Below are 24,031 nucleotides of genomic sequence, written 5' to 3'. Positions count from 1 at the left end.
CCGGGGCGGCTCGTCATGCCGCCCTCAGGCTCAGGCGTCCGGCGAACCCAGCATCGCCTTCAGCCGCTGCTCCAGGCTCGGCTCCGGGGCCTTGAGGGTCGAGAGGAACAGAGCCTCGATAGCGGCCTTGTCGGCGCGCCTGACGATAAACACCAGCCGGGACTGGGCACGCCCCTCCGGCCAGTCCCCCAGGGTCTGCAACGGATAGAGCTGGCCATGTACCCCGTGGATCACCACGGGCTGGCTCTCCCCTTCCAACTGCAATATGCCCTTGAGCCGCAGCAGGGCGTCGCCAAACTGCGCCTGCACCGCATCGATGGCGGCCAGCAGGCGGGACGGCTTGAGGGGCTCGCCGATGCGCAGGGAGAAGCTCTCTATGTTGCCATGGTCAAAATGCGTGGGGGCGGCGGCCCCCACCTTGGCGGCGAACGGCTGCATCTTGGGTTGCATTATCTGCTGCATTGGCGATGCCAGCCCCTGTTTCGGGGACTCGGTGCGCAGCCAGGCCAGCAGCTGGCGCACGTCCCGACCGGTCGCCTCGTTGTAGGCGCCGAGCTTCTCCAGCACCACAGGGGAGAGCACGCCGTTGCTGACCCGCTCGACGGGGGCCGCCGGGTTGAGGGTCGCCAGCCGGGCCTCCACCCGAGCCAGCGTCTCCTCGTCCACCAGATCCCCCTTGCTCAGCACCAGCAGATCCGCCAGGGCCACCTGTTTGACCGCCTCGTACTGGGCCGCCAGCTGCTGCTCGATATGACCGGCATCCACCACGGTGACGGTGCCGTCGAAGCGGTAGCGCTGGGCGATAAAGCCCTCTTCCTTCAGGGTAAAGAGCACAGGGGCGGGATCCGCCAGGCCCGTGGTCTCTATGATCAGCCGCTTGAAGGGTTTTATCTTGCGCTGAATCGCCTTCATAAAGAGCCCCTGCAGCGCCTCCACCAGGGAGCCCTGCACCGAGCAGCAGATGCAGCCGGAATCGAGCAACATCACCTGCTCGTCCACCTGCTGTACCAGGTGATGGTCCAGCCCCACGGAGCCGAACTCGTTGATGAGCACGGCGCACTCGCCGAGCTCCGGCTGCTTGACCCAGTGGTTGAGCAAGGTGGTCTTGCCGCTGCCGAGAAACCCGGTCAGCAGGGTCACGGGAATTCGAGTGTCTTGCCTGTCTGTCATAACGGTTACTCCCCCCGCCCGGCAGTGTGATGCGCGCGGGTGTCTGGCCTATGGGTCATGTTCAATGCTCAGCGGTTGGCGAACAGCTCGCCAAGCCAGCGGTTCTCGAAGCGGCCGTGGGGATCGAGCTCGCGCCTCAAGGCCAGGAAGTCGTGCCAGCGCGGCAACAGGGCCGGGAAGTCGTAGAGATCCATAGCCAGGTGCTTGCCAAAATGCGGCGTGCCGCCGAGGGGCACCAGCAGCTGCTGCAGCTCGCGCATCTGCTCCATGGAGCCGCCGACGAAGGTGCCGTCCGCCGCCAGATAGACCAGGAACCCTATCCAGCACACCGACTTGCCATAGGCGGCGCTGAGCCAGGCCTCGGAGGCGCCGGTGCAGCGCAATATGAAGGGGTAATGCAGCGCCCCCGGGTTGCGCTCCTGCCAATGCTGCAGGATCTCGAGGGCCTCCTGCATACGATCCAGGGGCACCGCCACCTCGCAGTTGATCTGGGGAGCCGGTATCCCCTTGCAGAGGATCTGGTAGACGTTGCCCACGAGATCCGAGGCATCCTTGAAGCGGCGCACCGTCTCGAAATGCTCCCCGGCCCGCGCCTCGTCCTTGGTGTCCCGCGCCATCTTCTGCAGGGTGGCATCTATGGTGCTATTGAGGCCGGCGTTCATGGCGCCGTCTGCGCCCTCCAGCAACAGGGGTTCGCTGCCCCCGGCGCGGTAGCGGGCCACCTCGTCATCGGAGGCGGGATCCACCAGCCAGAGGTGACTCTCACCGGTCCAGGCGAACCACCAGCTCTTCACGAAACTGTGTTCACGGTTGAGGCGCTCGTTGTGGGCCAGCAGGAAGGGGTAGTCGGTGGTGAACTTGGTGCAGCGCATGATGCGGTTCGGTACGGTGCGCAGGCGCACGTCGAGCAGCACGCCGAGCATGCCCATGCCCATCACGAAGGCGCCGAAGCGCGGATCGGTGCGATCCACACTGATGATGTCGCCATTGGCCAGCATGATGGTGAGGGCCTCCACCGCATCACACAGGGCGGACTGGTGCAGCCCCTGGCCGTGGGTGCCTGTGCTGAGCGCCCCCCCCAGGGTCTGGATGCCGATGACGCCGGGGGACGCGGGCAGCATCCTATCCATGGCGATGAGATCGGCATAGACGGTATCGAGGGGGGTGCCCGCCTGATAGGTCACCGTATCGACGGTTTTCGCCAGCTGACCGCGCAGGTGGTGCAAGTCCACCAACAGCGCCTGGCTGCCCTCGTCATAGACGCTGTGGATGGGTTCAAACGAAAGGCCGGAGCCGATCAGCCGCAGCTTGCGCTCGGGGTATGCGCGCAGCAGCTGTTGCAACTCGTCACGACTCGTCGGGCGCCACACCTGATCCAGGGCGCCGAGGGGGTTGGTTCGCGACCAGTTGAACAGCACCTCCCGATTGTCGATCGCCTTGATGCTGTGAAATGCCTGGAACTGAACCGTCATACCGCGCCTCATCTGCCTTCAAAATGAGCGGCGATTCTACCGAAAAGCGAGCGCCAAGGCATGAAAAACAAGCCCCTACCGTCGAGGGTGGATAAGGAGAGCCGCTCCTCTTCCCCTCAGCGCGACGGCTGGGTCAGCGCCAGCAGCAGGCCGAATCCCACCAGCAGAGCGCCGACGATCCGATCGATCCGGTGGCGCACCGCCAGCAGACGAGCCCGGCCGCGCCCACGAGACGCTGGCGAGCGGGTTGCACGGCCTGAGGTGCTAAGGGCGTCCCCTCAGGCGAACTCGCCCAGCTAGATGACGGGCCCGGCAGCCCGCACCTCGGTCAGCAGCTCGTCGCAGAACTGGCGTAGCGGCATGGGACGACCGAGCAGATACCCCTGCAGGTAGGTCACCTTGCCCTTGAGGTAATCGGCCTGCTCCCGGGTCTCGACCCCTTCGGCGATCAGGTGCATGCCGAGACGGCGGCCGAGATCGATCACGTTGTCGACTATGTGCTCGGAGAGGGACTCGGTGCCGATGCGACCGATGAAGGATCGGTCGATCTTGAGGTAATCCACGTGGAACTGTTGCAGATAGGAGAGGCTGGAGTGGCCGGTACCGAAGTCATCGATGGCCAGCCTGACGCCTATCTCATCGAGCTGGTGAAACAGGGCCAGGGTGCGGGGATCGGCCACCAGCAGTTCCCGTTCGGTCAGCTCCAGCACCAGGACGACTCGGCCCGGGGTGAAGTGAGCGAGAAAGGCGCGACACTCTTCCAGCAGGGAGAAGTCCCGGCAGTGGGCGGCGCTGATGTTGAAGCCGATATGAAAACCGTTCGGCAGCATCTCCTGCGCTCTCCCCAGCTGCCTGGCTACTGCCTGCATCAGCAGGTCGGTCATGGGCACTATCACGCCGCACTCCTCCGCCTGAGGAATGAAGAGATCGGGGCGGATAAGCCCGGATGAGGGGTGCTGCCAGCGCATCAGCACCTCGGCCCCCATCACTGTGCCACTGTCGCTGGTCACCAGAGGCTGCAGATAGGGGATGAACTCCCGGGCCCGCAGCGCCCGCTTCAGCTCCCCCTCCATGGAACCGGGGCGCCCCAGCAGCCACCACACCAGCAGTGAGATGGACAGGGAGAAGCCCAGCAGGGTCAAGAGGGTCAACTGCCTGCCCTGCCAGAGCGAGAGCCAGATGGAAGGCAGATCCATCCCGGCATAGATGGAGAGGGGATAGCGCGTCGATCGGGCGCTATGGGCGGCCAGGGTGGGCAAGCTGGGGTGGCCGCTCACCAGCTGACCCTGATGGTCCAGCCACTCCTCACCCACCTGGAGCAGGACCTCGCCGCCGGGAGGGGCACTCAGGGCCAGCAGTATCTTCAGATAGGTGCTGTCTATGGTGCTGCCCACGCTGCCATGCTGGCTATCCGAGCGCAGCGACAGCATGGGCTGATGGCTCAGCTCGGGGGAGCCCGGCAACAGACGCAGCACCCCCTCGCTGTACGCCTCCGGCTCATCCTGCCAGCGCACCTTGCCCACCACAGAGTTGCAATAGACCCCCTGGTCATCGATCAGGTTGATGGTTCGCACGAAGGGAACCAGCGCCGCCTGCCTGCGCAGGGTGAAGAGACTGGATTGGCAGGGGCGGTTGAGCTGCGACATGACCCTCAGGTTGGCGCCCTCGACATGGTCCAGGATCTTCTCCATCAGCTGCACCGCCTGGGCCGCCGCCAGCTCGGACTGCGTGTCCAGGGCGCGCAGATAGCTGGCATGCAGCTCCCACACCCCCACCAACACGGGCAAGGCAAAGACCAGGGCTGCACTCAGCAAACGCCAGACGGGTCTAGAAATATCGAGACCAAATAGAAACATAAGATAAACATACCCATGGGACTGAGAGGGCAGTGGCCACCATGGCTCCGCCTTCACCCGAACGGAAAATGGCGAACATCCATAGCCACAGCCCGGAGGGGCGACATGATACTGTGGTGTTTCTGCTGCTTTTGCGACCTAGATCACCTTTTACTCAATAAGGTCTGACCAGACCGACCGCGGGCCCCATGAACGAAAAGCCCCGGCACAGGGCCGGGGCTCGTCTTCATGCTGAGTGCGCCATATTGGCGCCCAGCCTTATACCGCTTGCTGCAGGATCACCGCATCGGCCTTCTGGGTGTAGGAGGCGATCTCGTTGAAGTTCAGGTAGCGATAGGTGTCCGCCGCAGTGGCATCCAGGGTCTTGGCGTACTGCAGATACTCGGCAACGGTCGGGATCTTGCCAAGGATGGCGGCAACGGCGGCCAGCTCGGCGGAAGCCAGATAGACGTTGGCGCCCTTGCCCAGACGGTTCGGGAAGTTGCGGGTGGAGGTGGAGACCACGGAGGCCCCTTCCGCCACGCGCGCCTGGTTGCCCATGCACAGGGAACAGCCGGGTATTTCGATGCGGGCACCGACCCGGCCGAAGATGCCGTAGTAGCCCTCTTCGGTCAGCTGATCCTTGTCCATCTTGGTGGGGGGCGCTATCCACATCCGGGTCGGCAGGGAGCCCTGGAACTTGTCCAGCAGCTTGCCGGCGGCGCGGAAGTGGCCGATGTTGGTCATGCAGGAACCGATGAACACCTCGTCGATCTTGTCACCGGCCACGTCGCTCAGCAGGCGGGCATCGTCCGGATCGTTCGGCGCGCACAGGATGGGCTCCTTGATGGTGGCGAGATCGATCTCGATGATTTCGGCGTACTCGGCGTCCTTGTCCGCTTCCATCAGCACCGGATTGGCCAGCCACTCCTCCATCCCCTTGATGCGGCGGGTGATGGTGCGCACGTCGCCATAGCCCTCGGACAGCATCCATTTGAGCATGACGATGTTGGACTTCAGGTACTCGGCGATGGGAGCCTGATCCAGCTTGATGGTGCAACCGGCGGCACTGCGCTCGGCGCTGGCGTCCGCCAGCTCGAACGCCTGCTCCACCTTCAGGGTCGGCAGCCCCTCGATCTCGAGGATGCGGCCGGAGAAGATGTTCTTCTTGCCCGCCTTCTCGACGGTCAGCAGCCCCTTCTGGATGGCGGCGTAGGGGATGGCATGGACCAGGTCACGCAATGTGATGCCCGGCTGCAGCTCGCCCTTGAAGCGCACCAGCACGGATTCAGGCATGTCCAGCGGCATGACGCCGGTGGCGGCGGCGAAGGCCACCAGGCCAGAGCCCGCCGGGAAGGAGATGCCGATGGGGAAGCGGGTGTGGGAGTCACCGCCCGTGCCCACGGTATCGGGCAGCAGCATGCGGTTGAGCCAGGAGTGGATGACGCCGTCACCCGGGCGCAGGGAAACGCCGCCGCGGTTCATGATGAAGTCCGGCAGGGTGTGGTGGGTCTGCACGTCGATGGGCTTGGGATAGGCCGCGGTGTGGCAGAAGGACTGCATGGTCAGATCGGCGGAGAAGCCGAGGCAGGCGAGATCCTTGAGCTCGTCGCGGGTCATGGGCCCCGTGGTGTCCTGGGAGCCGACCGTGGTCATCTTGGGCTCGCAGTAGGTGCCCGGGCGTATGCCCTGCACGCCGCACGCCTTGCCCACCATCTTCTGGGCCAGGGTGTAGCCCTTGCCGGTGTCGGCCACGGGCTGCGGGCGACGGAACACGGTGGAGAACGGCAGCCCCAGGGCCTCGCGGGCCTTGTCGGTCAGGCCGCGGCCGATGATGAGCGGAATGCGGCCACCGGCGCGCACCTCGTCGATCAGCACCTCGGTTTTCAGTTCAAACTGTGCCAGCACCTCGTCGGTGCCGTGGCGGCAGATCTTGCCCTCATAGGGGAAGATGTCGATGACATCGCCCATGTTCAGCTTGGCGACGTCCACCTCGATGGGCAGGGCGCCGGCATCTTCCATGGTGTTGAAGAAGATGGGGGCTATCTTGCCGCCCAGGCAGACACCACCGGCGCGCTTGTTCGGCACGAAGGGAATGTCGTCCCCCATGAACCAGAGCACCGAGTTGGTGGCGGACTTGCGGGAAGAGCCGGTGCCGACCACGTCACCGACGTAGGCCAGGGGGAAGCCCTGCTCTTTCAGGGAGTCGATGGTCTTGATGGGGCCGACGGTGCCATCCTGATCCGGGGTGATGCCAGGGCGGGCGTTTTTCAGCATGGCCAGGGCATGGAGCGGAATGTCGGGACGGGACCAGGCGTCCGGCGCCGGGGACAGATCGTCTGTGTTGGTCTCGCCGGTCACCTTGAACACTGTGACGGTGATCTTCTCGGCCAGGGCCGGACGGGAGAGGAACCACTCGGCGTCGGCCCAGGATTGCAGCACCTGCTGGGCGAAGGCGTTGCCCGCCTCGGCTTTCTCCTGCACATCGTGGAAGGAGTCGAACATCAGCAGAGTGTGGGAGAGGCCCTTGGCGGCAAGGGGCGCCAGCTCGGCATGGTCCAGCAGATCGATCAGCGGCTGGATGTTGTAGCCCCCCTGCATGGTGCCGAGCAGCTCGACGGCTTGCGCGGCAGTCAGGATGGGAGAGTGGGTTTCGCCCTTGGCGACGGCGGTGAGGAAGCCGGCCTTGACGTAGGCGGCCTCATCGACGCCCGGCGGGACGCGGGAGGACAACAGCTCTTTCAGAAAGTCTTCTTCACCGGCGGGGGGGTTCTTGAACAGTTCAACCAGTGCGGCGACTTGCTCTGCGTCCAGAGGTTTGGCAACCACGCCCTCGGCGGCACGTTCTTCGACGTGTTTACGGTAGGTTTCAAGCACGACTAATTCCTCTTTGGTCTTTTTTGGGGCTCGCCCAGGCTGGCGGCGATCGTCCTTGCGGGACACCCTTAGGGTGCTCCCCACTATATAAGTTTTAACGAGTAATTAAAATCCAATCCCTGCACACATATTCATCTGCCACAGCTAACCAATTAAACTTGCTGATGTTTTGCCTGTTAACAGAAATAACAGGAAATTCAACTTAACAAGTTGTCAGCATTTTCATGCTATTCGAAGGTGCTGCCGAGCTGCAGGTAGAACACATCGTTGCCCCCCTCGGCCATGCCATAGCCGAGGAAGACGGGGCCGAGGAAGCTCTCGATCCCCACGTAGACGGATCCCGCGGTGAGGGCGCTCTGGAAATCGATGTCCGCCCCCTTGTTCCAGACCCCGCCCCGTTCGATTGAGCCACCAAGGTAGAGGGGGGCCCGCAGGGCGCCGAAGTCGTTGTCCGCCACCCGGTAGATGTAGCGCAGGCCGCCAAACAGGGTGTAGCGCCCGGAGAGCTGATAGCGCTGGAAGCCGGAGAGGCGGAACAGGCCGCCGAGATCCTGGATGTCGAGAGGAACCGCCTCGTCGGTGTCCAGCCCGCCCCCCTCCAGCAGCAGGTTGACGCTGTGCCTGTCCCAGGACCAGGGCTTGACCAGGCTCAGGTGATAGCTGATGCCGGCGGAACGCTCATGGCTGTCGAGCTCGGCCCCATCGTCCATGGTGACCCGGGTATAGCCCGCCTTGGCGTCCCAGTAGACCCCGGCGTAGGGGAAGTAGCGGCTGTCGAGGGTATCGTGCTCGAAGCGCACATAGGGGCCCCAGGCGGTGGCATCCACGGAGGCGTCCTTGAACACCTGCAGATCTATGGTGCCCACCTTGCCGTTCAGCCCCAGGGAGAGGCGGCTCCAGGGCTGCTGGTTCCAGCCCAGGGAGAGATCCGCGCTGAAGAAGCTGTACTCGGACTCCACATAGTCGACCGGCAGGCTGGGCTCATCGCTGGTGGAGAAGAAGATGCGGCGCTGGGTCTTGTCATAGCCCAGGCTCGCCTCGCCATAGAAGGTCTGCGACGCCTCCAGCGGGGTGTAGAAGTCGGTCTTGATGTGCTTGGCCGTGCCCAGCGACGCTTCGGTCAGCCACTCGGCCCCCAGCTCGTTGACATTGGTCAGGGTGTAGGACATGCCGACGTTGTAGTTGGAATCGCTCTGGAAATCGTCGGAGAAACCCAGCTGGAAGTTGAGATAGCCCGGGCCCCAGTTCTTCTCGCTGGCGTCGACCACCAGCACGTTCTCGCCACCCCGCTCCTCGACCTGATAGGTGATGCGGTCGAACGACTCCAGGGCATAGAGGCGACGGATCCCCGCCTCCAGGCTCTCGTTGGTCTGCACCTTGTCGGGACGCACCTTGAGGGTGGCTATCATGGTCTCGTCGGAGAGACGCGACTTGTTGACCAGCTCCACCTTGTCGATGAAGTAGGCGGGCTGGCCGCTGCGCTCGGCACGGCGGCTCAGCTTCTGGTTGCGATAGGCGGCGTAGTCCGCCTCGGAGAGGGAGAGGGCGTCGAGCTGGCGCGAGGCCGCCTCGGCCACCCGCTCGCCACGCTTGATCCCCTCCGGCATCAGGGCAAAGTCGGCGATGCCCATGTTGCCAAACTCGGGGGTCAGCAGAATGTCCTTAGGGCCCAGCAGGGCCTTCTGCTTCTCGGTCCCGACCTGGGTCATGTAGGTGGTGAGCTGATCTATCATGGCCAGCCCGGACTTGAGCTCCTCACGGGTGCGCAGCCTGGCGCCGATGTCCACCGCGATCACCACGTCCGCCCCCATGGCCTTGGCCACGTCCACCGGCATGTTGTTGACCGAACCGCCATCGGAGAGGATGCGCCCCTCCCACTCCACCGGCTTGAGGGCACCCGGGATCGACATGGAGGCCTGCATCGCCTTGGCCAGGCTGCCGTTCGCCAACACATAGGGGGTCACCGTCTCCATGTCGGTGGCCACGGCGCGATAGGGAATGGGCAGGTCGTCGAAGCTCTTTTGCACCGGCAGGTTGGAGGTGGCGTGGCGCAGCAGGCTGGCCATGGATTGGCCCTGGAAGAAACCGTCCGGCAGCTGGGTGGTATTGCCATTGACGCCGATGTCGGTGCGCAACTGATACTGCTCGTTCTGCTGCTTCTTGCGCAGGGAGAGCTCGTTGCGTCCCACCTTGTCCTGATACCCCTGGTTCCAGTCGATGGCCAGCGTCGTGCGCTCCACCTCCTCGGCGCTGAGCCCCATGGCGTACATGCCCGCCACATAGGATCCCATGCTGGTGCCGACCACGATATCGACCGGGATGCGCTTTTGCTCCAGCACCTTGAGGATGCCGATATGGGCCGCTCCCTTGGCGCCACCGCCACTGAGCACCAGGGCGACCTTGGGGCGCTCCGCCGCCATGGCCTGGGAGCAGAGCAGGGCCAGCGACAGGCAGCCGAGCAGCAGAAGAAGGGGTCGGGTCCATTCCCGGCGAGAAGCGTGCATATGAGTGTCCATGGGTCAGGCGCATTGCGATGATTGCAGCCTACTATAAGGGGCGAACGGGGAACCGCAACCGTCCCGTGAACCGCCGTGAGCGCGGAGGGTCACGGGATCGAACCCAGATGATGCCCATCTCCCCATTGCGCCGTGAGCGCAAACGCAAACCCTGAATAAAACCCGGCCCGGCACTCAAGAATTCATCCCGATGGCCGCTACCATGATGACCCTCTTGCAACCGGATCTTGAGTCAACACCATGCTCGCAAGCCTGACCCTCAAACAGAAAATACTCGCCACCGTCACCCTGGCCGTGGTGCTCTCTTGTCTGCTGGTGGGCTACTTCAGCCAGCGCTCGGCCCAGCAGCTGATCGAGAGCCGCATGTTCGAGCAGGAGCTGCCGAACCTGACCCAGCGCATCGGCAAGGACATAGAGAAGGATCTCAACTCGGTCGCCAACGCGGCCAGACAGCTGGCCAGCGACCGCTTCGCCCTCGACTGGGTCGAGCGGGGCATGCCCAAGGAGCAGGAAGGCATCCTCATCGGCCAGCTCAAGGATCTCACGGCGCAATATGGCCTGGTGACCGCCTCCTTCGCCGACCGCCAGAGCGCGGCCTACTACAACCAGGACGGTTTCCTGCGCAACCTGACCCCGCAGCAGGACGCCTGGTTCTACGACTACACCAAGCGCCCCCAGGATCTGATGCTCAGCATCTTTCGCGAGAGCAACGGCGAGATGAAGCTGTTCGTCAACTTCCAGCAGCTGGGTGGCCGCGGCCTGGCGGGGCTCGCCAAGTCCCTGGATACCATGGTCGCCACCCTCTCCAACTTCCGGGTCGGTGACAGCGGCTTCGTCTTCATGACGGATGGCAGCGGCAAGGTGAAGCTGCACCCCGACGCCGCCCGCATCGACCGCGACAGCCTGAGCCAGCTGGCGGGACCGGACGCCGCCGCCCTGCTCACCAAGCAGGAGTTCGCCGCCAGCCGGGCCGAAGTAGAGGGTCAGTCGGTGATCCTGGCCACCAGCTATATCCCCTTGCTCGACTGGTACCTGGTGGTCCAGGTGCCCGAGGCCGAGATCTATGCCGAGCTCGACCAGGCCCGCCTCCATATCCTGCTGGTCAGCCTGGCCATCGCCGTGGGCATGGGTCTGCTCGGCATGGTGCTGGCAGGCTCCGTCAGCCGTCCCCTCAACGAGCTGGCCCGCCTGTTCCGGGCACTGGGCAGCGGTGACGGCGATCTGACCCAGCGCCTCAAGGTGGACGGGCGGGACGAGCTGAGCGAGGTCGCCAGAGGCTTCAACAACTTCGTCGCCAAAATTCATGGCTCCATCGAGCAGGTGGCCAGCAACTCCCGCCAGCTGGCCAGCACCGCCGCCCAGGTCGCCGAGCAGGCCCAGCTCACCCAGCACAACTGCACCGCCCAGCGGGATCGCACCGTCCAGGTCGCCACCGCCATCCACGAGATGGGCGCCACCGTCAGCGAGATCGCCGGCAATGCCTCCCTGGCCGCCGACGTCGCCCGCCAGGCCAACACCCAGGCCGACGCCGGGGCCGACGTGGTGGCCCAGGCCCGCCACGGCATCGTCGGCCTCTCCGACGAGCTGGAATCGGTCTCCGGGGTCATCGGCTCCCTGGCCGGTCAGACCGATGCCATCGGCAGCATACTCGACACCATCCGCAGCATCTCGGAGCAGACCAACCTGCTGGCCCTCAACGCCGCCATCGAGGCGGCCCGGGCCGGCGAGCAGGGGCGCGGCTTCGCCGTGGTGGCCGACGAAGTACGCAACCTCGCCAGCCGCTCCGCCGCCTCCACCGAGGAGATCCAGAAGATGATCGACGGCCTCCAGGCCCAGTCTGCCCGCGCGGTGAGCGCCATGACCCAGAGCCGCAACCAGAGCCTGACCGTGGTGGGCCAGGCCGACGAGGCCAACGGGGCGCTCGGCCAGATCACCGCCCACATCACCCAGATCAGCGACATGAACATCCAGGTGGCCACCGCCACCGAGGAGCAGTCCAGCGTGGTGGGCGAGATCAACCGCAACGTGGAAGACATCAACCAGCTCACCATGGAGACGGCGGACATCGCCCACCAGCTCACCGCCTCGAGCCGCAGCCTGCAGCAGCTCTCCGGCGAGCTGGATCAGCTGGTGGGCAACTTCCGGCTGTGAGACCGACAGACGACGTCAGGCCGTGATGGGAATACATCTCGATGAGAGGGGGCGCCATGGCGCCCCTTCTCATGTTTGCGCCACCGAGTGACGCATCCTTTCCTGAGGCCATAGGGCACAGGGTCACCATGCCTCATAATAAGGAAAAGAACAGGAGGCAATATGGGTAAACGAGTCTTGATGATCTTGCTGGGGGCCCTGCTCGCGGGCTGTAGCCATGGGCCTGTGCGGGTGCATGGCGCCGACGTGAGCGTGGACGATACCCGGATCCGGGTCAGTGATGGCGATCGTGGCGGCTATGGCACCTTCTGCCCGCCGGGACAGGCCAAGAAGGGGCGCTGCTGAGGCGCCCCGATCTGAAGAAGCAACAAGCCGCTCATGGAGCGGCTTGTTGCTATCTGCCTGCCACTCAGGGCAGCTTGACCAGGGGCTGCTCCCGCAGCTCTGTGGGGCGGCCGGCCTGGATCTTGTCCACCTGGGCCAGGGCCTGCTTCACCTCGTCGGCGCTCTGCAGCAGGCGATAGCTCAGATCGAAGGTCTTGGTTTCGCCGGGCTGGATCTTGGGTACCAGCCCCAGCGGGCGCTGGTACTTGGTGCTGTAGGCATAGCTGGTGCCGGGCTCGATGCCGGTCACATAGCCCTGGGCCAGGGTGTCTGTGTTCTTCCACAGGGTCAGCACCGGCAGCTGGCGGGTGTTGTAGCCCACCGCCACCCCGGCACTGCCTGCCTTGTTGTTCAGCACCGCCAGGGTATTGCCGTCGGCGTCGCCGTAGGGCACCAGGTTGAACACCATCTCGTCGAAGCCCTTGGTGGGCCCCAGGTAGGTTTGCCAGCCCTTGAGACCCGCCTTGGCGTAGTCGTTGAACGGGGAGATCTGCTTGACCGGGGTGCTGACTTTGGCCCCCTCCTCCAGGATGGGCGCCCCGAAGTTGCCGTGATAGATGATCTGGTACTCGTTCTCGTAGTCGGCATGGTTGGTCAGCTTGTCCTGCAGGGCAAATTCCGCCTCACCGGGCACTACGCTCAGCTGGGTCCAGGTGACCAGTTCGCTCATCTTGAAGGTGCGCTCGTCCACCCGGCCCCGCACATGGATGGCGTAGGGCGGCTCCTCGTCCACTGTCACGCTGACCACGGAAGCGGGAATGTTCTGCACACGGCCGTGCAGGCTCTTGAGGCGGCCGTCGTCATCCACCCCGGGGTGACCGGTCCACTCGTAGCCGCAGCGCACCAGCATCTCGTTGAAGCCATCGAGCCAGCCGAGGCCGGCGCGGCTCTCCAGATCGATGAAGGCCGGGTTGACCACCTCCTTGACCGGGGAATCCCAGCCGAGGCGCACATCGGCCCCCTTGACCTCCTTGATCCCCATGCCACGGGTCGGCACCAGGGTGATCTTCATCACCCCGTTGTCGACGATGAGCAGATCCACCCCCTCCTGGCGGCCGCCGTGCAGGCGCTTCTTCTCGATGGAGAAGGGCACCGGGCTCTTGATCCCCAGCTTGTCGCTGGTGATCTTCCAGTCCCTCACATCCAGCCCCTGCTGGGAGTCGGTCAGCAGGAATTCGGCGGCCTGGCCCGAACTGGCCCCCAGGGCGAGCAGCACGGCAATGGAGAGTCTCTTCAACATGGCGTTATCCTCGTGTCTCTTGTGCGTGTGAATGGTTTTCGTGAAAGCTGAATCGTTTCAGTGATCGAAAACTAGGCGTCTGACGCACCAGACTCAAGGGACAAGAGGGGGAAATGTGAGCCGTTTGACAATAAAAGCGTCGATCGGCTTGCTGAAGTGAAGGCTGACTCACACTTCGTTTTCCGGTGCCGGGGACGGGCCGCGGCCAATGAAAAGAGCCGCTCAATGAGCGGCTCTCGACCTTGCCATGGGCGGGCAAGGGGTCAGGTCGTGGTCTGGCGAGTCCCGAAGTAGTCCGCCAGGAAGTCGTCGAACGACAGGCTGTCCCCCCGCTCCCGCTCCCGCTGCTTGAGCAGGGAGTCCCGCGCCTCGCCGGCGAAGTAGGCTTCATCCCAGTACTGCAGCTCACCGGCCAGCAGCTGCTCCCGGTATTGGCTCGCCAGGGCGTCGCCGAAGCAGCCGTTGTCCAGGCCAGCCTCCTGCAAGCGCCTGAGCAGGCGTGCCGAATAGGTGAGCTCGGGATCCAGCAGCTTCTCCCTGTGCATGGCCAATGTCTCGCGATAGCGATTGCGGCCGCAGCAGCGATCCAGCAGATCCGCCACCAGCGCCAGTTCGTCAAACAGCTGGAGACCATACTCCTTGAGGCCGATGGCGGCCCCCTGCTCGTCTTCCAGCGCCAGGCCGGGACGGCGTCCCTCCAGCACCACCTTGGTCTGGTTGCGACGGTTGCGGGCTATCTCCTGCTCCGTCAGCTGGGCGGAGGGGCGCAGCAGGCACCAGACCAGGAAGACGTCGAAGAAGCGCACCTGCTCCGCCTCTATGCCGAGGGGGGTGAAGGGGTTCACATCCACGGTGCGCAGCTCGATGTACTCGATGCCGCGCTGCTCCAGTGCGTCCGAGGGCTTCTCGCCGCTGCGAGGGGTGCGCTTGGGGCGGATCGGGGCGTACAGCTCGTTCTCCAGCTGCAACACGTTGTCGTTGAGCTGGCGATACTCGCCGTTCACCTTGACCCCTATCTTGGCGAACTCGGGGTCATGGGTGTTGATGGCGCGGCGCAGGGAGGCCACGTAGGCGGGCAGGTTGTCGTGGCTGATGTCGAGCCGGCTCTGGGCGCTGCTGGTGTAGCCGAGATCCGACAGCCGCAACGAGGTGGCATAGGGCAGGTAGAGGGTGCCCTTGCCGAGTTTCTCGAACGGCAGCGCACTGGTCCGCCCCTTGAGGAAGGAGCTGCAGATGGCCGGGGAGGCACCGAACAGGTAGGGCACCAGCCAGCCGAAGCGGTAGACGTTGCGAATGAGCCCCATGTACTTCTCGGAGATGAAACGCTGGCTGCAGCAGGGCTCCCCCGCCAGATCCTGCCACTCGCACCAGAAGCTGTCCGGCATGGAGAAGTTGAAGTGGATGCCGGCGATCACCTGCATCAGGCTGCCGTAGCGATTCTTGAGACCCTGGCGGTACAGCGTCTTCATCTTGCCTATGTTGGAGCTGCCGTACTGGGCCAGGCGTATGCTCTCCTCGTCGCCGACGAAGCAGGGCATGGAGAGCGGCCAGAGCCGCTCCTCGCCGATGTGCTGGCTGACGTGATGATGGATGTCACCGAGCTGCTCCATCAGGCTCTCGATGGAGTCGGTGGCCGGGGTGATGAACTCCAGCAGGCTCTCCGAGTAGTCTGTGGTGATGTTGGCATGGGTCAGGGCCGAGCCCAGGCTGCGGGGGTGATCCCCCTGGGCCAGGCCGCCATCCGGGGTGATGCGCAGGGTCTCGCGCTCCAGGCCACGACGGATCCCCTTGAGGGCAGGCAGACGCTCCGGGGTTCCCAGAGCCGCCAGCAACTCACGCAGTGACAAGCTAGATGTAGTCATATTCAAGGCTCATTGTTGGCCGCCCCAGCCGGGGCGGCGCTCAGGCATGCCGCACGCTTCCCTCAGGGAAGTTGCAGCGGATAGATGGGAAGATGAAGCTCGGCCAGGGGTTTTTCAAGCTTTTGCTTGTCACCCACCACCACTATCACCATGTCGGCCGGGTCGAGCCAGCGGGCCGCACTGGCTTTCAGTACCTCAGGCGACACCGTTTTGATAAGCGCGCTCTGGGCCTGCACGAAGTCGGACTTCAGGTCATACATGATCATCTGCAGCAGGAATCCGGCCTTCTGATCCAGGGTCTCGTAGGAGAGGGCATCCTGCTGGGAGACGGCGCTGCGCATATAGGCCAGCTCCACCGGGGTCGGGCCGCTCCCGCGGTAGCCATCCATCTCCTTAAGGAACTGGCGAATGGCATCCACGGTGGCGTCGGCGCGCACATTGGCACCGGTGGCGAAGACGCCCACGTCCCGATTGGCGGAGAAACCCGAGCTGGCGCCATAGGTGTAACCCTTGTCTTCCCGCAGGTTGAGGTTGATCCGGCTATTGAAGTTGCCCCCCAGGTTGAAGTTCATCAGCCCGGCGGTGAAGTAATCCCCCAGGGTATCGAACGCCATGGCGCGCCGACCGATGCGGATCACCGATTGGGGCGCCCCCGGCTTGTCCACCAGATAGATGCCGGGCCTGGCCTGCTCCCCCCTGGGTTTGAGATCGCCCAGCACGGGCGCCGTCCCCTGCCACTGGGTCAGGAAGCCGAGCTGCTCCTCCACCTGCTGCTGGCTGACATCACCGGCCACCACCACCTTGGCACCGGTCGGGTTGTAGTAGTGCTGGTAGAAACGCTTCACGTCCGCCAGGGTCAGCTTCTCCACATCCGCCAGCACTCCATCGCTCGGCTGGCCGAGGCGGCTCTGCTTGCCGTAGACCAGCTCGCGAAACGCCTGACCCGCCAGCCATTCCGGCTGCTGCTCGCTCTGCTTCATCCCTTGCAGCAGCTGGGCCTTGACCCGTTCGAAGTCCGCCTCCCGCAGGCCGGGACGCTCCAGCACCTCGCGCACCAGCGCCAGGGTCTGGGGCAGCTTGTCCGCCAGGGTGCTGATGGTGATGAGGTTGTTGTACTGGGCGCTGGAGACACTGATGTCCGAGCCGAGCTTTTGCAGCTCGTCGCTGAGCTGGGCCTCGGTCAGGCGCACCGTGCCCTGCCCCATCATGGCGGCGGTCAGATTGGCCAGTCCCAGCTCGCCCTTGCCTTCGGCACGTATGCCACCCGGCAGGGCGATCATGATGGAGACAGCCGGGATCTCGTCACTCCTGGTGCCGATGATCTCGATGTTCTTGCCCAGCTTGCCGTGCCAGATGGCGGGCACCTTGACGCTCACCGCGTCCGCCGTCCTGGGCTGCACGCTGCGATCGAAGCTGTCCTTGACCGGGCGCTCGGCCAGCGCCGCGTCATGCTGGCTATAGTCGGGCAGCTCCCGCTTGGCTGGGGTGAAGTTGGGCTTGGTCACCTGCCAATCCGTCTTGCCCCTGGGCACCACGCTCAGCACCACCGCCGGCTTGCCCAGGATGAACCTGTCGTAGGCCGCCTTGACCTGCTCAGGTGTCACCTGGCCGATGGCATCCAGACTCTTGAACACATAATCGGGATCCCGGGCCAGCACCTGACCCATGGCGAGCTGGCTCACCTTGCCCGAAACGCTGTCCAGTCCCCAGATGGTGGACGCGCGGTACTTGCTGATGGCCTTCTCCAGATCCTCGGGCTTGAGGCCGCGACCGGCGAACTCGCCTATCACCTTGTCCACCTCCCCCTTGAGGGTCTTGAGGCTGCCGTCCACCGCCGGGTTCGGGTAGGCGTAGACGGTCAGGGTGCAGGCCAGCTCCTCGCAGTAGTGGGAGGCGCCCACGTCCAGCGCCTTGCCGCTCTTGACCAGGGACTGATAGAGCATGGAGCTGGCCGAACCGCCGAGCACGTCGGCGAACATGTCCAGCGCCGGCTCCTGGGGATCGCCGAGGGACACCGTCGGGTAGCTGATGTAGAGCAGGGGCAGGTGCACCTTGTCTTCCAGGGTGATGTAGCGGGTCTCGGGCAGGGTGACCGGCATGGGGGTCGGCTCCGCCACGTCGGGGCCGCGGGGGATGGGGCCGAAGTACTGCTCAATCCAGGCAAGGGCCTGCTTGCTGTCAAAATCGCCCCCCAGGGTCAGGGTGGCGTTATTCGGGCCATACCAGCGCAGGAAGAACTGCTTGAGGTCGTTCACGTCGACCCGGTCGAGATCCTCCACATAGCCGATGGGCTGCCAGGAGTAGGGGTGGTTGCGCGGATAGAGCGCCTCGCCGACCCGTTCGCTCACCAGGCCATAGGGCTGGTTGTCGACCCGCTGGCCCCGCTCGTTCTTCACGGTGGCGCGCTGGATCTCGAACTTCTTCTGGCTCACCGCATCGAGCAGGAAGCCCATGCGATCCGCCTCCAGCCAGAGCACCTTCTCCAGCTGGTTGGCCGGGACCGTCTCGTAGTAGTTGGTCCTGTCCTTGTTGGTGGTGCCGTTCATGTCGCCACCGGCCTCGTTGATGATCCGCATGTGCTCCTGATCGCCAACGTGCTTGGAGCCCTGGAACATCATGTGCTCGAAGAAGTGGGCGAAGCCCGACTTGCCCACGGTCTCGCGCGACGACCCCACATGGTAGGTGACATCCAGGTGCACCAGAGGATCGGACTTGTCCGGCGCCAGGATCACCGTCAGGCCGTTGTCGAGCCTGTACAGCTGATAGGGAATGCCGAGCTTGCCTTCCTGCCTGACCTGCTCCGACACCAGGGTGGGCGCCGCCAGTACCGGCAGGGAGAGCCCCAGGAGAATGCTGAATGGAATGAGTTTGTTCACGCTTACCTCGTGAGTGACAAAAGGGCTAGAAAATCTGGCTGGCCAACAGAAACACCAGGGCATAACGCAGCAATTTGCCGAGCCCGATCAGGATGAGAGAGCGCCAGAAGGAGAGACGCAGCCAGCCGGCCAGCAGGCAGAGGCCATCGCCGAGCACGGGCGTCCAGGCGAGCAGCAGGCACCAGTGGCCATGATGTTTGAGCCAGGCGAGCGCCTTTTGTTCCCCACGACCTTGAAAATCTTCCGGTTTCTTCTTGTAGGTGGCGAGCCAGCCGAGCCACCAGCTGGTCATGGAGCCCAGGGTGTTGCCCAGGGTCGCCCAGAAGAGCAGGCTGGCCATGCCCCACTGCCCCTGGGCGGCCATGGCCCCCAGCAGCACCTCGGAGCTGCCGGGCAGCAGGGTGGCGGAGGTGAAGGCGCTCAGAAACAGCCAACCGAGGCTCATCTCCATGGGGCGTGCGCCGGGGGAGCAGGCACGGGGGCCAGGCCGTTACTCATCCAAGCTCGCGCCCGGCATGCGCAGCAGCAACTTGCCGCGGGTATGCCCCCCCTCGATGGCGGCATGGGCCAGGGCGCCATCGGCCAGCTCGAACTCGCGGTTGATGCAGATCTGCGCCTCGCCGAGGCGCAGCAGGGTCAGCATCTGGGCCAGCTGCCCAGGATTGGGCTGCACCAGCATGCCGCGCACCTCGATGCCGCGCCCGCTGCCCGCCTGCTTGATCGCCTCCGCCGTGATGGTGGGCACTGTGACGAGGCGGCCTCCCTCGGCCACGCAATCGAGCGCCGCCTTGCCGCTGTCGCCACCCACCAGATCCAGCACCAGCGCCACCCGGCCGACCTGAGCGACCCAATCGGGGTCGTGGTAATCCACCAACTGCTCTGCACCCAGGCCGTGCAGGAAGCCGTGATTGTCCGGGCTCGCCAGCGCCGTCACCCGTGCGCCACTGGCGCGGGCCCACTGCACCGCCAGGTGGCCCACGCCACCGGCGCCGGCCAGGATCAGCACCCGCTGCCCCTGCTTGAGCTCACCGTGTTCGAACAGCCCCTGCCAGGCGGTGAGACCGGCCAGCGGCAAGGCCGCCCCCTGCTTGAGGCTCACCTCCTCCAGGGGCACCAGCAGCGCCGCCTGCGCCAGGATGGACTCGGCGTAGGCCCCTCCCTCCAGGGGGAAGCCGACCATGCCGCACACCTTGTCCCCCACCTTGAGGCTATCCACCCCTGGGCCCAGCGCCGCCACCACACCGGCCATGTCATAGCCCGGGGTCCAGGGCAGCTTGTCCTTGTTCTGGGCCGCCGCCCAGCCGAGACCGGCCCGGGTCTTGGCGTCGATGGGGTTCACCCCGGCGTAACAGATGCGCACCCGAACCTCACCCTCTGCGGGCACCTTGTCCTGGGAAGGGGTGAGGCTGAGTACCGAGGGGTCGCCGAATGCGGTAATCTGTAACTGCGTCATTGCACAATCCATCCTGTTGATTGATCAAGGGTCAACAGAATAACAGCGAGGACACCATGGCTCGAATGTTTCTTATCCCCCTGCTGCTGGCGCTGGCCTGGTGGGCCTTCCTGCTCTACTTTCGCATTCCCATCAAGCAGGGGGCCAAGGGGTTTTACTGGATCATCGGCATCGGTGGCGGGCTTGCCGCCTTCCTCAGCCTGATGATGCTGCTCACCCACTGACGCCGCCTGCGGCAACAAAAAGGCCACCCTGAGGTGGCCCGGATCTCAACCCGCCTGCGCACTGAGGTGGTAGTGACGATTGCTGCCCTGCCCCAGCACCCCCTCTGCCAACAGATGTTGGAATATTCTGTCCACCTCTTCCAGGGAGAGCGACAGCGCCTCTGCCACCCCCCGCTTGCTGCACTTGAGCTCGCCGCTCTCCAGACCTGAGCGGACCTGGGCCACCACGGCCGGTGCTGGCTCGGGTCTGCTCGCCACCATGGGCGCGGCGGCGGCTGATTCGGTTTGGCGAGCCTCGGCCTGCTCTCGCGCCTGTTGCCACAACCATTGGCGACGGAAGCGGTTCTCCTCGCCGATCAGGCTGACGAAGAAGGCCCCGAACGCATCGAGCAGTATGGAGAGGAAGCAGACCAGCAGGAACTGCACCTGACCTATGCTGATGCCCATGCCGTCCGCCAGGCTGCTCATCAGCCCCAGCATGGAGGATTGCTCGTTGACCGGCTTGGCATCGCGCTCCTGACGCAGCTCATCCTGCTTCAACCTGAGTCGGGTGTTGGCCTGCTGCAGGCCGCTGACCCCGCTGGAGATGCGCGCCATCTCTATGTACTTGCGCGCCGCCTCCTCGTTGAGCTGGATCTGGCGCTCTATGCTGGCGATCTGCTCGTCGAAGCGGGCTATCTCCCGCTCATGGTGCGCCTGCTGGCTCAGCACCGTATTGGTGGCGCTGTTGATGCCGCCGATGCTGCCGCCGATGGAGATGGCCGCCAGCACGCTGTAAAACAGCAGGGACCAGAAGGCGCCGCCGAGATCGCGCCGCGCCTTGCACTCGCCATATTCGTACCAGACGTAGAACTTGCCCAGTTCGAAGATGATGGCCAGACCGCCGAACAACCACTTCATCACAGGGTTGTCGTCGATGGAGAGAAACAGCAACAGGGAGAAGACGATGGAGGCCAGAATAGCCAGCCCGGTAAAACTGTATACCGTGGTCAGGGCAAACCACCCCTTGGGGTAGCGCAGTACGGCAGGAGCCTGTGTGGTCATGATGAAGAGGTGTGCTGTGCAGGAAAAGTTGGCTGCCGATTATAGTCCCCCCCTCGGCAGAATGAAGGCCAATCGCTTGAATTCAATCAGATACCGTCCTGGCTGGACAGGGCGCGACCAGATCGGACAAATTGCCAGCACAGCCAGGGTAGACCGATCTGGCGAGCGGTACGCTCCACCGGGACAGGCTGTTATGGGAGCGATGCATGTCGGGGTGGTGACCGGTTCCGTTCAGGTTAAGCTTCCACCTTCTAGACTGAGAGTTATTCCCCTGAATTCGAGGTCATCATGAACAAGACTAGCCTGCTGCTCTCCCTCCTCCTGGCCCATGGCGCGGCCTTTGCTGAGCCGCCCTCCAAGCACGACGATGGCTTCACGTTCTCCAGCGGTGACATGAAGCTGGACATCGACTGGGATCAGCAGGAGTACCGCTGGTGGCAGAACAACTGTCTGGATCTCGGCATAGGCGACAGCCGGGTACAGTTCAACTGCGACCAGGTGGATGGCAAGTATCGGGATCACTACAACCGCAGCATCCACAGCGGCAACAACCCGGGCCAGGGCCACAACAAACAAAAGAACCACGGCAACGGCAAGAAACCCTGATATCCGCCATGACCGGCAAGGCGCCATCATGACGCAGGGGCCCTGGGCCCCTGCGTTCATTGCACTACCAATAATTCTCCGAACTGATCTGGCCCGGGGTTCGCCTCAGGTTCTTGGCCAGGCCCTGGGCGATGAGTGCCTGCTGGGTCGCCTTCACCATCTCGGGATTGCCGCAGATCATCACCTGGCTGTGCTTCGGGCTGAAGGTCAGACCGACCCGCGCCTGCAGGGTGCCTGCGTCGATGGCCGCCGGGATCCGGCCCGCCATGGCGCCGGGCCAGGGCTCGCGACTGACGAAGGGAACATAGTGCAGCCGGCGGCCCAGCCGGGCCTGAAGCTCGGCGATCAGGGGCTGATAACTGAGCTCCTCCCCCTTTCTTACCCCATGCACCAGGATCAGGTTGTCGAAGCCTTGCTCCGCCTCCCCCGCCGCCAGGATGGAGAGAAAGGGGCCGATGGCGGTGCCGGTGGAGAGCAGCCAGAGATCCCGGCCGGGGGGGATCTCGCTCAGGGTCAGGAACCCCGTGGCCTGGGATTGCACCAGCAGGCCATCCCCCGGCTGCAGGGAACCCAGGCTGGGGGTGAGTTCACCGCCCGGGATCTCCACCAGATAGAACTCGTGATAGGGGGTCGATGGCGGATTGACGAAGGAGTAGGCGCGCTGGATGCGGCGATCGCCCTGCTCGAGGGCCAGCTTGGTGAATTGTCCCGCCTGGTAGGGGGCCAGATCCGCCTCCACCCGCAGGGAAAACAGGGTATCCGTCCAGCGGATACGTTCGATGACACGTCCTTCAACCCAGGCCGCCATGAGCACCTCCCGCGCAAAAACAGTCTATTACTGTAACTTGGCGGCCCAAAATAAAAAACCCGCGCCTTGGCGCGGGTTTTTCTGCAACAGCGAGTCGCTATTACAGGGCAACAACCTGGATCTGTACGGTTGCCTTGACGTCAGCGTGCAGCTGAACAACAACTTCGTACTCGCCGGTGTTGCGCAGAACGTTGCCCATGCGGACCTCGCTCTTGGCAACGGCGACGCCGGCAGCAGTGATGGCTTCAGCCACGTCACGGGTACCGATGGAACCGAACAGCTTGCCTTCGTCGCCAGACTTGGAGGCGATGACAACGGCAGCCAGTTCACCCAGCTTGGCAGCGCGCTCTTCAGCGGCAGCTTTACCGGCAGCCAGCTTGGCTTCCAGTTCAGCACGGCGAGCATCGAAGGTCTCGATGTTGGCCTTGGTAGCCATGACGGCTTTGCCTTGCGGGATCAGATAGTTACGGGCGTAGCCAGCTTTAACAGCGACTTGATCACCCAGACCGCCCAGTTTGGCGATTTTGTCGAGCAGGATAACTTGCATTACCTTTCCTCTAATGATGTTGAGTTAGGCTTAAGTGCCGGACCGATGCTTACTTGTTGTGCAGATCGGTGTACGGCAGCAGAGCCAGGTAACGAGCACGCTTGATGGCGCGTGCCAGCTGACGCTGATACTTGGCGCGGGTACCGGTGATACGGCTCGGTACGATCTTGCCAGATTCAGTGACGTAGTTTTTCAGAGTAACGATATCTTTGTAGTCGATCTCGGTAACGTTCTCGGCGGTGAAGCGGCAGAACTTACGACGACGGAAATAACGTGCCATGGCCTTTATCCTCTATGTCAGTGATCTAAGAATTACTCTTCGGAGGAAGCTTCAGTCGCTTCTTCGCGGCGCTCGTCGTCACGACGGGGGAAGCGCTCTTCTTTGGCCTTGGCCATCGGAGAAACTTCGGTCACGGCGTGCTTGGTGCGCATGATCATGTTGCGGATAACGGCATCGTTGAAGCGGAAGTTGGTTTCCAGCTCATCGATAACGGCTTGCTCTGCTTCCACGTTCAGCAGAACGTAGTGGGCTTTGTGCAGTTTGTCGATCGGGTAAGCCAGTTGACGGCGGCCCCAATCTTCCAGGCGGTGAATGGTACCGCCGGCAGCGGTGATCGCGCCGGTGTAACGCTCGATCATGCCGGGAACTTGCTCGCTCTGGTCCGGATGAACCATGAAGACGATTTCGTAATGACGCATTTTAGCTCCTTACGGATTAATTCAGCCTCCGCCCAGGTGCAGCCAGACCTCGGAGGCAAGGAACGTATGGTGTGTTTAGACGCTGCTTTCTAGGGCGGCGTATTGTACGAAATCGACACACCGACTGCAACCGGCACCTGCCCCTGTCGCGGCGAAATATTTACCCGGTCCGCCATCCCGATTTCTCTATGACCACCATCTAAAATCACAATTGATAATAGTTATCATTTATAGCTATGCTAACGCCATATCCCTATGGAGGATGCC

19 protein-coding genes and 1 pseudogene are annotated in these 24,031 nt (G+C 63.8%); 4 read left to right on the top strand and 16 right to left on the bottom strand.

Annotation, left to right across the window (positions count from 1 at the left end; translation table 11 throughout):
* Window positions 1-30: 30 nt before the first annotated feature.
* From ACW5W4_RS07940 to ACW5W4_RS07915, 6 genes and pseudogenes are all read right to left on the bottom strand, one after another.
* On the bottom strand, window positions 31-1,170 hold the full coding sequence (locus ACW5W4_RS07940) for a CobW family GTP-binding protein (RefSeq protein WP_456689005.1): 1,140 nt from the start codon (window positions 1,168-1,170) through the stop codon (window positions 31-33).
* Window positions 1,171-1,238: 68 nt separating this feature from the next.
* Window positions 1,239-2,642 carry a D-arabinono-1,4-lactone oxidase gene (locus tag ACW5W4_RS07935; RefSeq protein ID WP_456689004.1) on the bottom strand — a complete coding sequence of 468 codons (1,404 nt, stop codon included), beginning with the start codon at window positions 2,640-2,642 and terminating at the stop codon, window positions 1,239-1,241.
* A 116-nt stretch (window positions 2,643-2,758) separates the two neighbouring features.
* Window positions 2,759-2,860, bottom strand: a pseudogene (locus tag ACW5W4_RS07930) (LysE family translocator); the annotation flags it as partial.
* A gap of 78 nt (window positions 2,861-2,938) precedes the next feature.
* Window positions 2,939-4,498: an EAL domain-containing protein gene (locus tag ACW5W4_RS07925; protein WP_456689003.1), complete on the bottom strand. Its 1,560-nt coding sequence runs from the start codon at window positions 4,496-4,498 to the stop codon at window positions 2,939-2,941.
* Between the two features lie 258 nt (window positions 4,499-4,756).
* On the bottom strand, window positions 4,757-7,354 hold the full coding sequence (acnB, locus tag ACW5W4_RS07920; protein WP_427262120.1) for a bifunctional aconitate hydratase 2/2-methylisocitrate dehydratase: 2,598 nt from the start codon (window positions 7,352-7,354) through the stop codon (window positions 4,757-4,759).
* A 227-nt stretch (window positions 7,355-7,581) separates the two neighbouring features.
* Window positions 7,582-9,858 (bottom strand): patatin-like phospholipase family protein, encoded by a 2,277-nt coding sequence (locus ACW5W4_RS07915; RefSeq protein ID WP_456689002.1) that lies wholly within the window; start codon window positions 9,856-9,858, stop codon window positions 7,582-7,584.
* Between the two features lie 252 nt (window positions 9,859-10,110).
* Between ACW5W4_RS07915 and ACW5W4_RS07910 the strand changes: the two genes are divergently transcribed.
* Together ACW5W4_RS07910 and ACW5W4_RS07905 are read left to right on the top strand one after the other, a co-directional pair.
* Entirely contained in the window at window positions 10,111-12,021 is a 1,911-nt protein-coding gene (locus tag ACW5W4_RS07910; protein ID WP_456689001.1) for a methyl-accepting chemotaxis protein, read from the top strand.
* A 162-nt stretch (window positions 12,022-12,183) separates the two neighbouring features.
* Window positions 12,184-12,366: a hypothetical protein gene (locus ACW5W4_RS07905; protein ID WP_427262117.1), complete on the top strand. Its 183-nt coding sequence runs from the start codon at window positions 12,184-12,186 to the stop codon at window positions 12,364-12,366.
* 64 nt (window positions 12,367-12,430) lie between these two features.
* Here ACW5W4_RS07905 and ACW5W4_RS07900 read toward each other — a convergent pair whose 3' ends face one another.
* The 5 genes from ACW5W4_RS07900 to ACW5W4_RS07880 all read right to left on the bottom strand — a co-directional run bounded on the left by ACW5W4_RS07900 (window position 12,431) and on the right by ACW5W4_RS07880 (window position 19,848).
* The gene (locus ACW5W4_RS07900; protein ID WP_456689000.1) at window positions 12,431-13,645 is read right to left on the bottom strand and encodes an aldose 1-epimerase family protein; all 1,215 of its coding nucleotides are present in this window, start codon (window positions 13,643-13,645) and stop codon (window positions 12,431-12,433) included.
* 263 nt (window positions 13,646-13,908) lie between these two features.
* On the bottom strand, window positions 13,909-15,507 hold the full coding sequence (gene gshA, locus ACW5W4_RS07895; RefSeq protein ID WP_456688999.1) for a glutamate--cysteine ligase: 1,599 nt from the start codon (window positions 15,505-15,507) through the stop codon (window positions 13,909-13,911).
* Window positions 15,508-15,569: 62 nt separating this feature from the next.
* Window positions 15,570-18,383 carry a M16 family metallopeptidase gene (locus tag ACW5W4_RS07890; RefSeq protein WP_456688998.1) on the bottom strand — a complete coding sequence of 938 codons (2,814 nt, stop codon included), beginning with the start codon at window positions 18,381-18,383 and terminating at the stop codon, window positions 15,570-15,572.
* 25 nt (window positions 18,384-18,408) lie between these two features.
* The gene (locus ACW5W4_RS07885; protein WP_456688997.1) at window positions 18,409-18,834 is read right to left on the bottom strand and encodes a YqaA family protein; all 426 of its coding nucleotides are present in this window, start codon (window positions 18,832-18,834) and stop codon (window positions 18,409-18,411) included.
* A 39-nt stretch (window positions 18,835-18,873) separates the two neighbouring features.
* Window positions 18,874-19,848, bottom strand: a complete 975-nt coding sequence (locus ACW5W4_RS07880; protein ID WP_456688996.1) for an NADP-dependent oxidoreductase — start codon at window positions 19,846-19,848, stop codon at window positions 18,874-18,876.
* A gap of 44 nt (window positions 19,849-19,892) precedes the next feature.
* On the opposite strand from ACW5W4_RS07880, the gene ACW5W4_RS07875 reads away from it, so the two are divergent.
* Entirely contained in the window at window positions 19,893-20,060 is a 168-nt protein-coding gene (locus tag ACW5W4_RS07875) for a hypothetical protein (RefSeq protein WP_427262150.1), read from the top strand.
* Window positions 20,061-20,105: 45 nt separating this feature from the next.
* Here ACW5W4_RS07875 and ACW5W4_RS07870 read toward each other — a convergent pair whose 3' ends face one another.
* A complete protein-coding gene (locus ACW5W4_RS07870) occupies window positions 20,106-21,104 on the bottom strand; it encodes a Preprotein translocase subunit SecY (protein WP_456688995.1) in 999 nt (332 codons plus the stop codon).
* 288 nt (window positions 21,105-21,392) lie between these two features.
* Here ACW5W4_RS07870 and ACW5W4_RS07865 point away from each other — a divergent pair, with 288 nt between their 5' ends.
* Window positions 21,393-21,710: a hypothetical protein gene (locus ACW5W4_RS07865; protein ID WP_456688994.1), complete on the top strand. Its 318-nt coding sequence runs from the start codon at window positions 21,393-21,395 to the stop codon at window positions 21,708-21,710.
* Between the two features lie 64 nt (window positions 21,711-21,774).
* Here the strand turns inward: ACW5W4_RS07865 and ACW5W4_RS07860 are convergent, their stop codons facing one another.
* From ACW5W4_RS07860 to rpsF, 4 genes are all read right to left on the bottom strand, one after another.
* Window positions 21,775-22,518: a ferredoxin--NADP reductase gene (locus ACW5W4_RS07860; RefSeq protein WP_456688993.1), complete on the bottom strand. Its 744-nt coding sequence runs from the start codon at window positions 22,516-22,518 to the stop codon at window positions 21,775-21,777.
* A 100-nt stretch (window positions 22,519-22,618) separates the two neighbouring features.
* Window positions 22,619-23,065: a 50S ribosomal protein L9 gene (gene rplI / locus ACW5W4_RS07855; RefSeq protein WP_005331773.1), complete on the bottom strand. Its 447-nt coding sequence runs from the start codon at window positions 23,063-23,065 to the stop codon at window positions 22,619-22,621.
* Window positions 23,066-23,114: 49 nt separating this feature from the next.
* Window positions 23,115-23,345: a 30S ribosomal protein S18 gene (gene rpsR / locus ACW5W4_RS07850; RefSeq protein WP_005313392.1), complete on the bottom strand. Its 231-nt coding sequence runs from the start codon at window positions 23,343-23,345 to the stop codon at window positions 23,115-23,117.
* Between the two features lie 32 nt (window positions 23,346-23,377).
* Window positions 23,378-23,764 carry a 30S ribosomal protein S6 gene (gene rpsF, locus ACW5W4_RS07845; protein WP_041995081.1) on the bottom strand — a complete coding sequence of 129 codons (387 nt, stop codon included), beginning with the start codon at window positions 23,762-23,764 and terminating at the stop codon, window positions 23,378-23,380.
* Window positions 23,765-24,031 lie beyond the last annotated feature (267 nt).

It is taken from the genome of Aeromonas crassostreae, from assembly GCF_054052445.1.
Note: the sequence above shows the minus strand (reverse complement) of the source record. Positions and strands in the feature narration are given on the sequence as shown.

What these genes read in the sequence shown, in the direction of transcription:
- ACW5W4_RS07940 (WP_456689005.1), bottom strand. Translation starts at nt 1,170, where the DNA reads ATGACAGACAGGCAAGACACTCGAATTCCCGTGACCCTGCTGACCGGG.
- ACW5W4_RS07935 (WP_456689004.1), bottom strand. Translation starts at nt 2,642, where the DNA reads ATGACGGTTCAGTTCCAGGCATTTCACAGCATCAAGGCGATCGACAAT.
- ACW5W4_RS07925 (WP_456689003.1), bottom strand. Translation starts at nt 4,498, where the DNA reads ATGTTTCTATTTGGTCTCGATATTTCTAGACCCGTCTGGCGTTTGCTG.
- ACW5W4_RS07915 (WP_456689002.1), bottom strand. Translation starts at nt 9,858, where the DNA reads ATGCACGCTTCTCGCCGGGAATGGACCCGACCCCTTCTTCTGCTGCTC.
- ACW5W4_RS07910 (WP_456689001.1), top strand. Translation starts at nt 10,111, where the DNA reads ATGCTCGCAAGCCTGACCCTCAAACAGAAAATACTCGCCACCGTCACC.
- ACW5W4_RS07905 (WP_427262117.1), top strand. Translation starts at nt 12,184, where the DNA reads ATGGGTAAACGAGTCTTGATGATCTTGCTGGGGGCCCTGCTCGCGGGC.
- ACW5W4_RS07900 (WP_456689000.1), bottom strand. Translation starts at nt 13,645, where the DNA reads ATGTTGAAGAGACTCTCCATTGCCGTGCTGCTCGCCCTGGGGGCCAGT.
- gshA (WP_456688999.1), bottom strand. Translation starts at nt 15,507, where the DNA reads ATGACTACATCTAGCTTGTCACTGCGTGAGTTGCTGGCGGCTCTGGGA.
- ACW5W4_RS07885 (WP_456688997.1), bottom strand. Translation starts at nt 18,834, where the DNA reads ATGGAGATGAGCCTCGGTTGGCTGTTTCTGAGCGCCTTCACCTCCGCC.
- ACW5W4_RS07880 (WP_456688996.1), bottom strand. Translation starts at nt 19,848, where the DNA reads ATGGATTGTGCAATGACGCAGTTACAGATTACCGCATTCGGCGACCCC.
- ACW5W4_RS07875 (WP_427262150.1), top strand. Translation starts at nt 19,893, where the DNA reads ATGGCTCGAATGTTTCTTATCCCCCTGCTGCTGGCGCTGGCCTGGTGG.
- ACW5W4_RS07870 (WP_456688995.1), bottom strand. Translation starts at nt 21,104, where the DNA reads ATGACCACACAGGCTCCTGCCGTACTGCGCTACCCCAAGGGGTGGTTT.
- ACW5W4_RS07865 (WP_456688994.1), top strand. Translation starts at nt 21,393, where the DNA reads ATGAACAAGACTAGCCTGCTGCTCTCCCTCCTCCTGGCCCATGGCGCG.
- ACW5W4_RS07860 (WP_456688993.1), bottom strand. Translation starts at nt 22,518, where the DNA reads ATGGCGGCCTGGGTTGAAGGACGTGTCATCGAACGTATCCGCTGGACG.
- rplI (WP_005331773.1), bottom strand. Translation starts at nt 23,065, where the DNA reads ATGCAAGTTATCCTGCTCGACAAAATCGCCAAACTGGGCGGTCTGGGT.
- rpsR (WP_005313392.1), bottom strand. Translation starts at nt 23,345, where the DNA reads ATGGCACGTTATTTCCGTCGTCGTAAGTTCTGCCGCTTCACCGCCGAG.
- rpsF (WP_041995081.1), bottom strand. Translation starts at nt 23,764, where the DNA reads ATGCGTCATTACGAAATCGTCTTCATGGTTCATCCGGACCAGAGCGAG.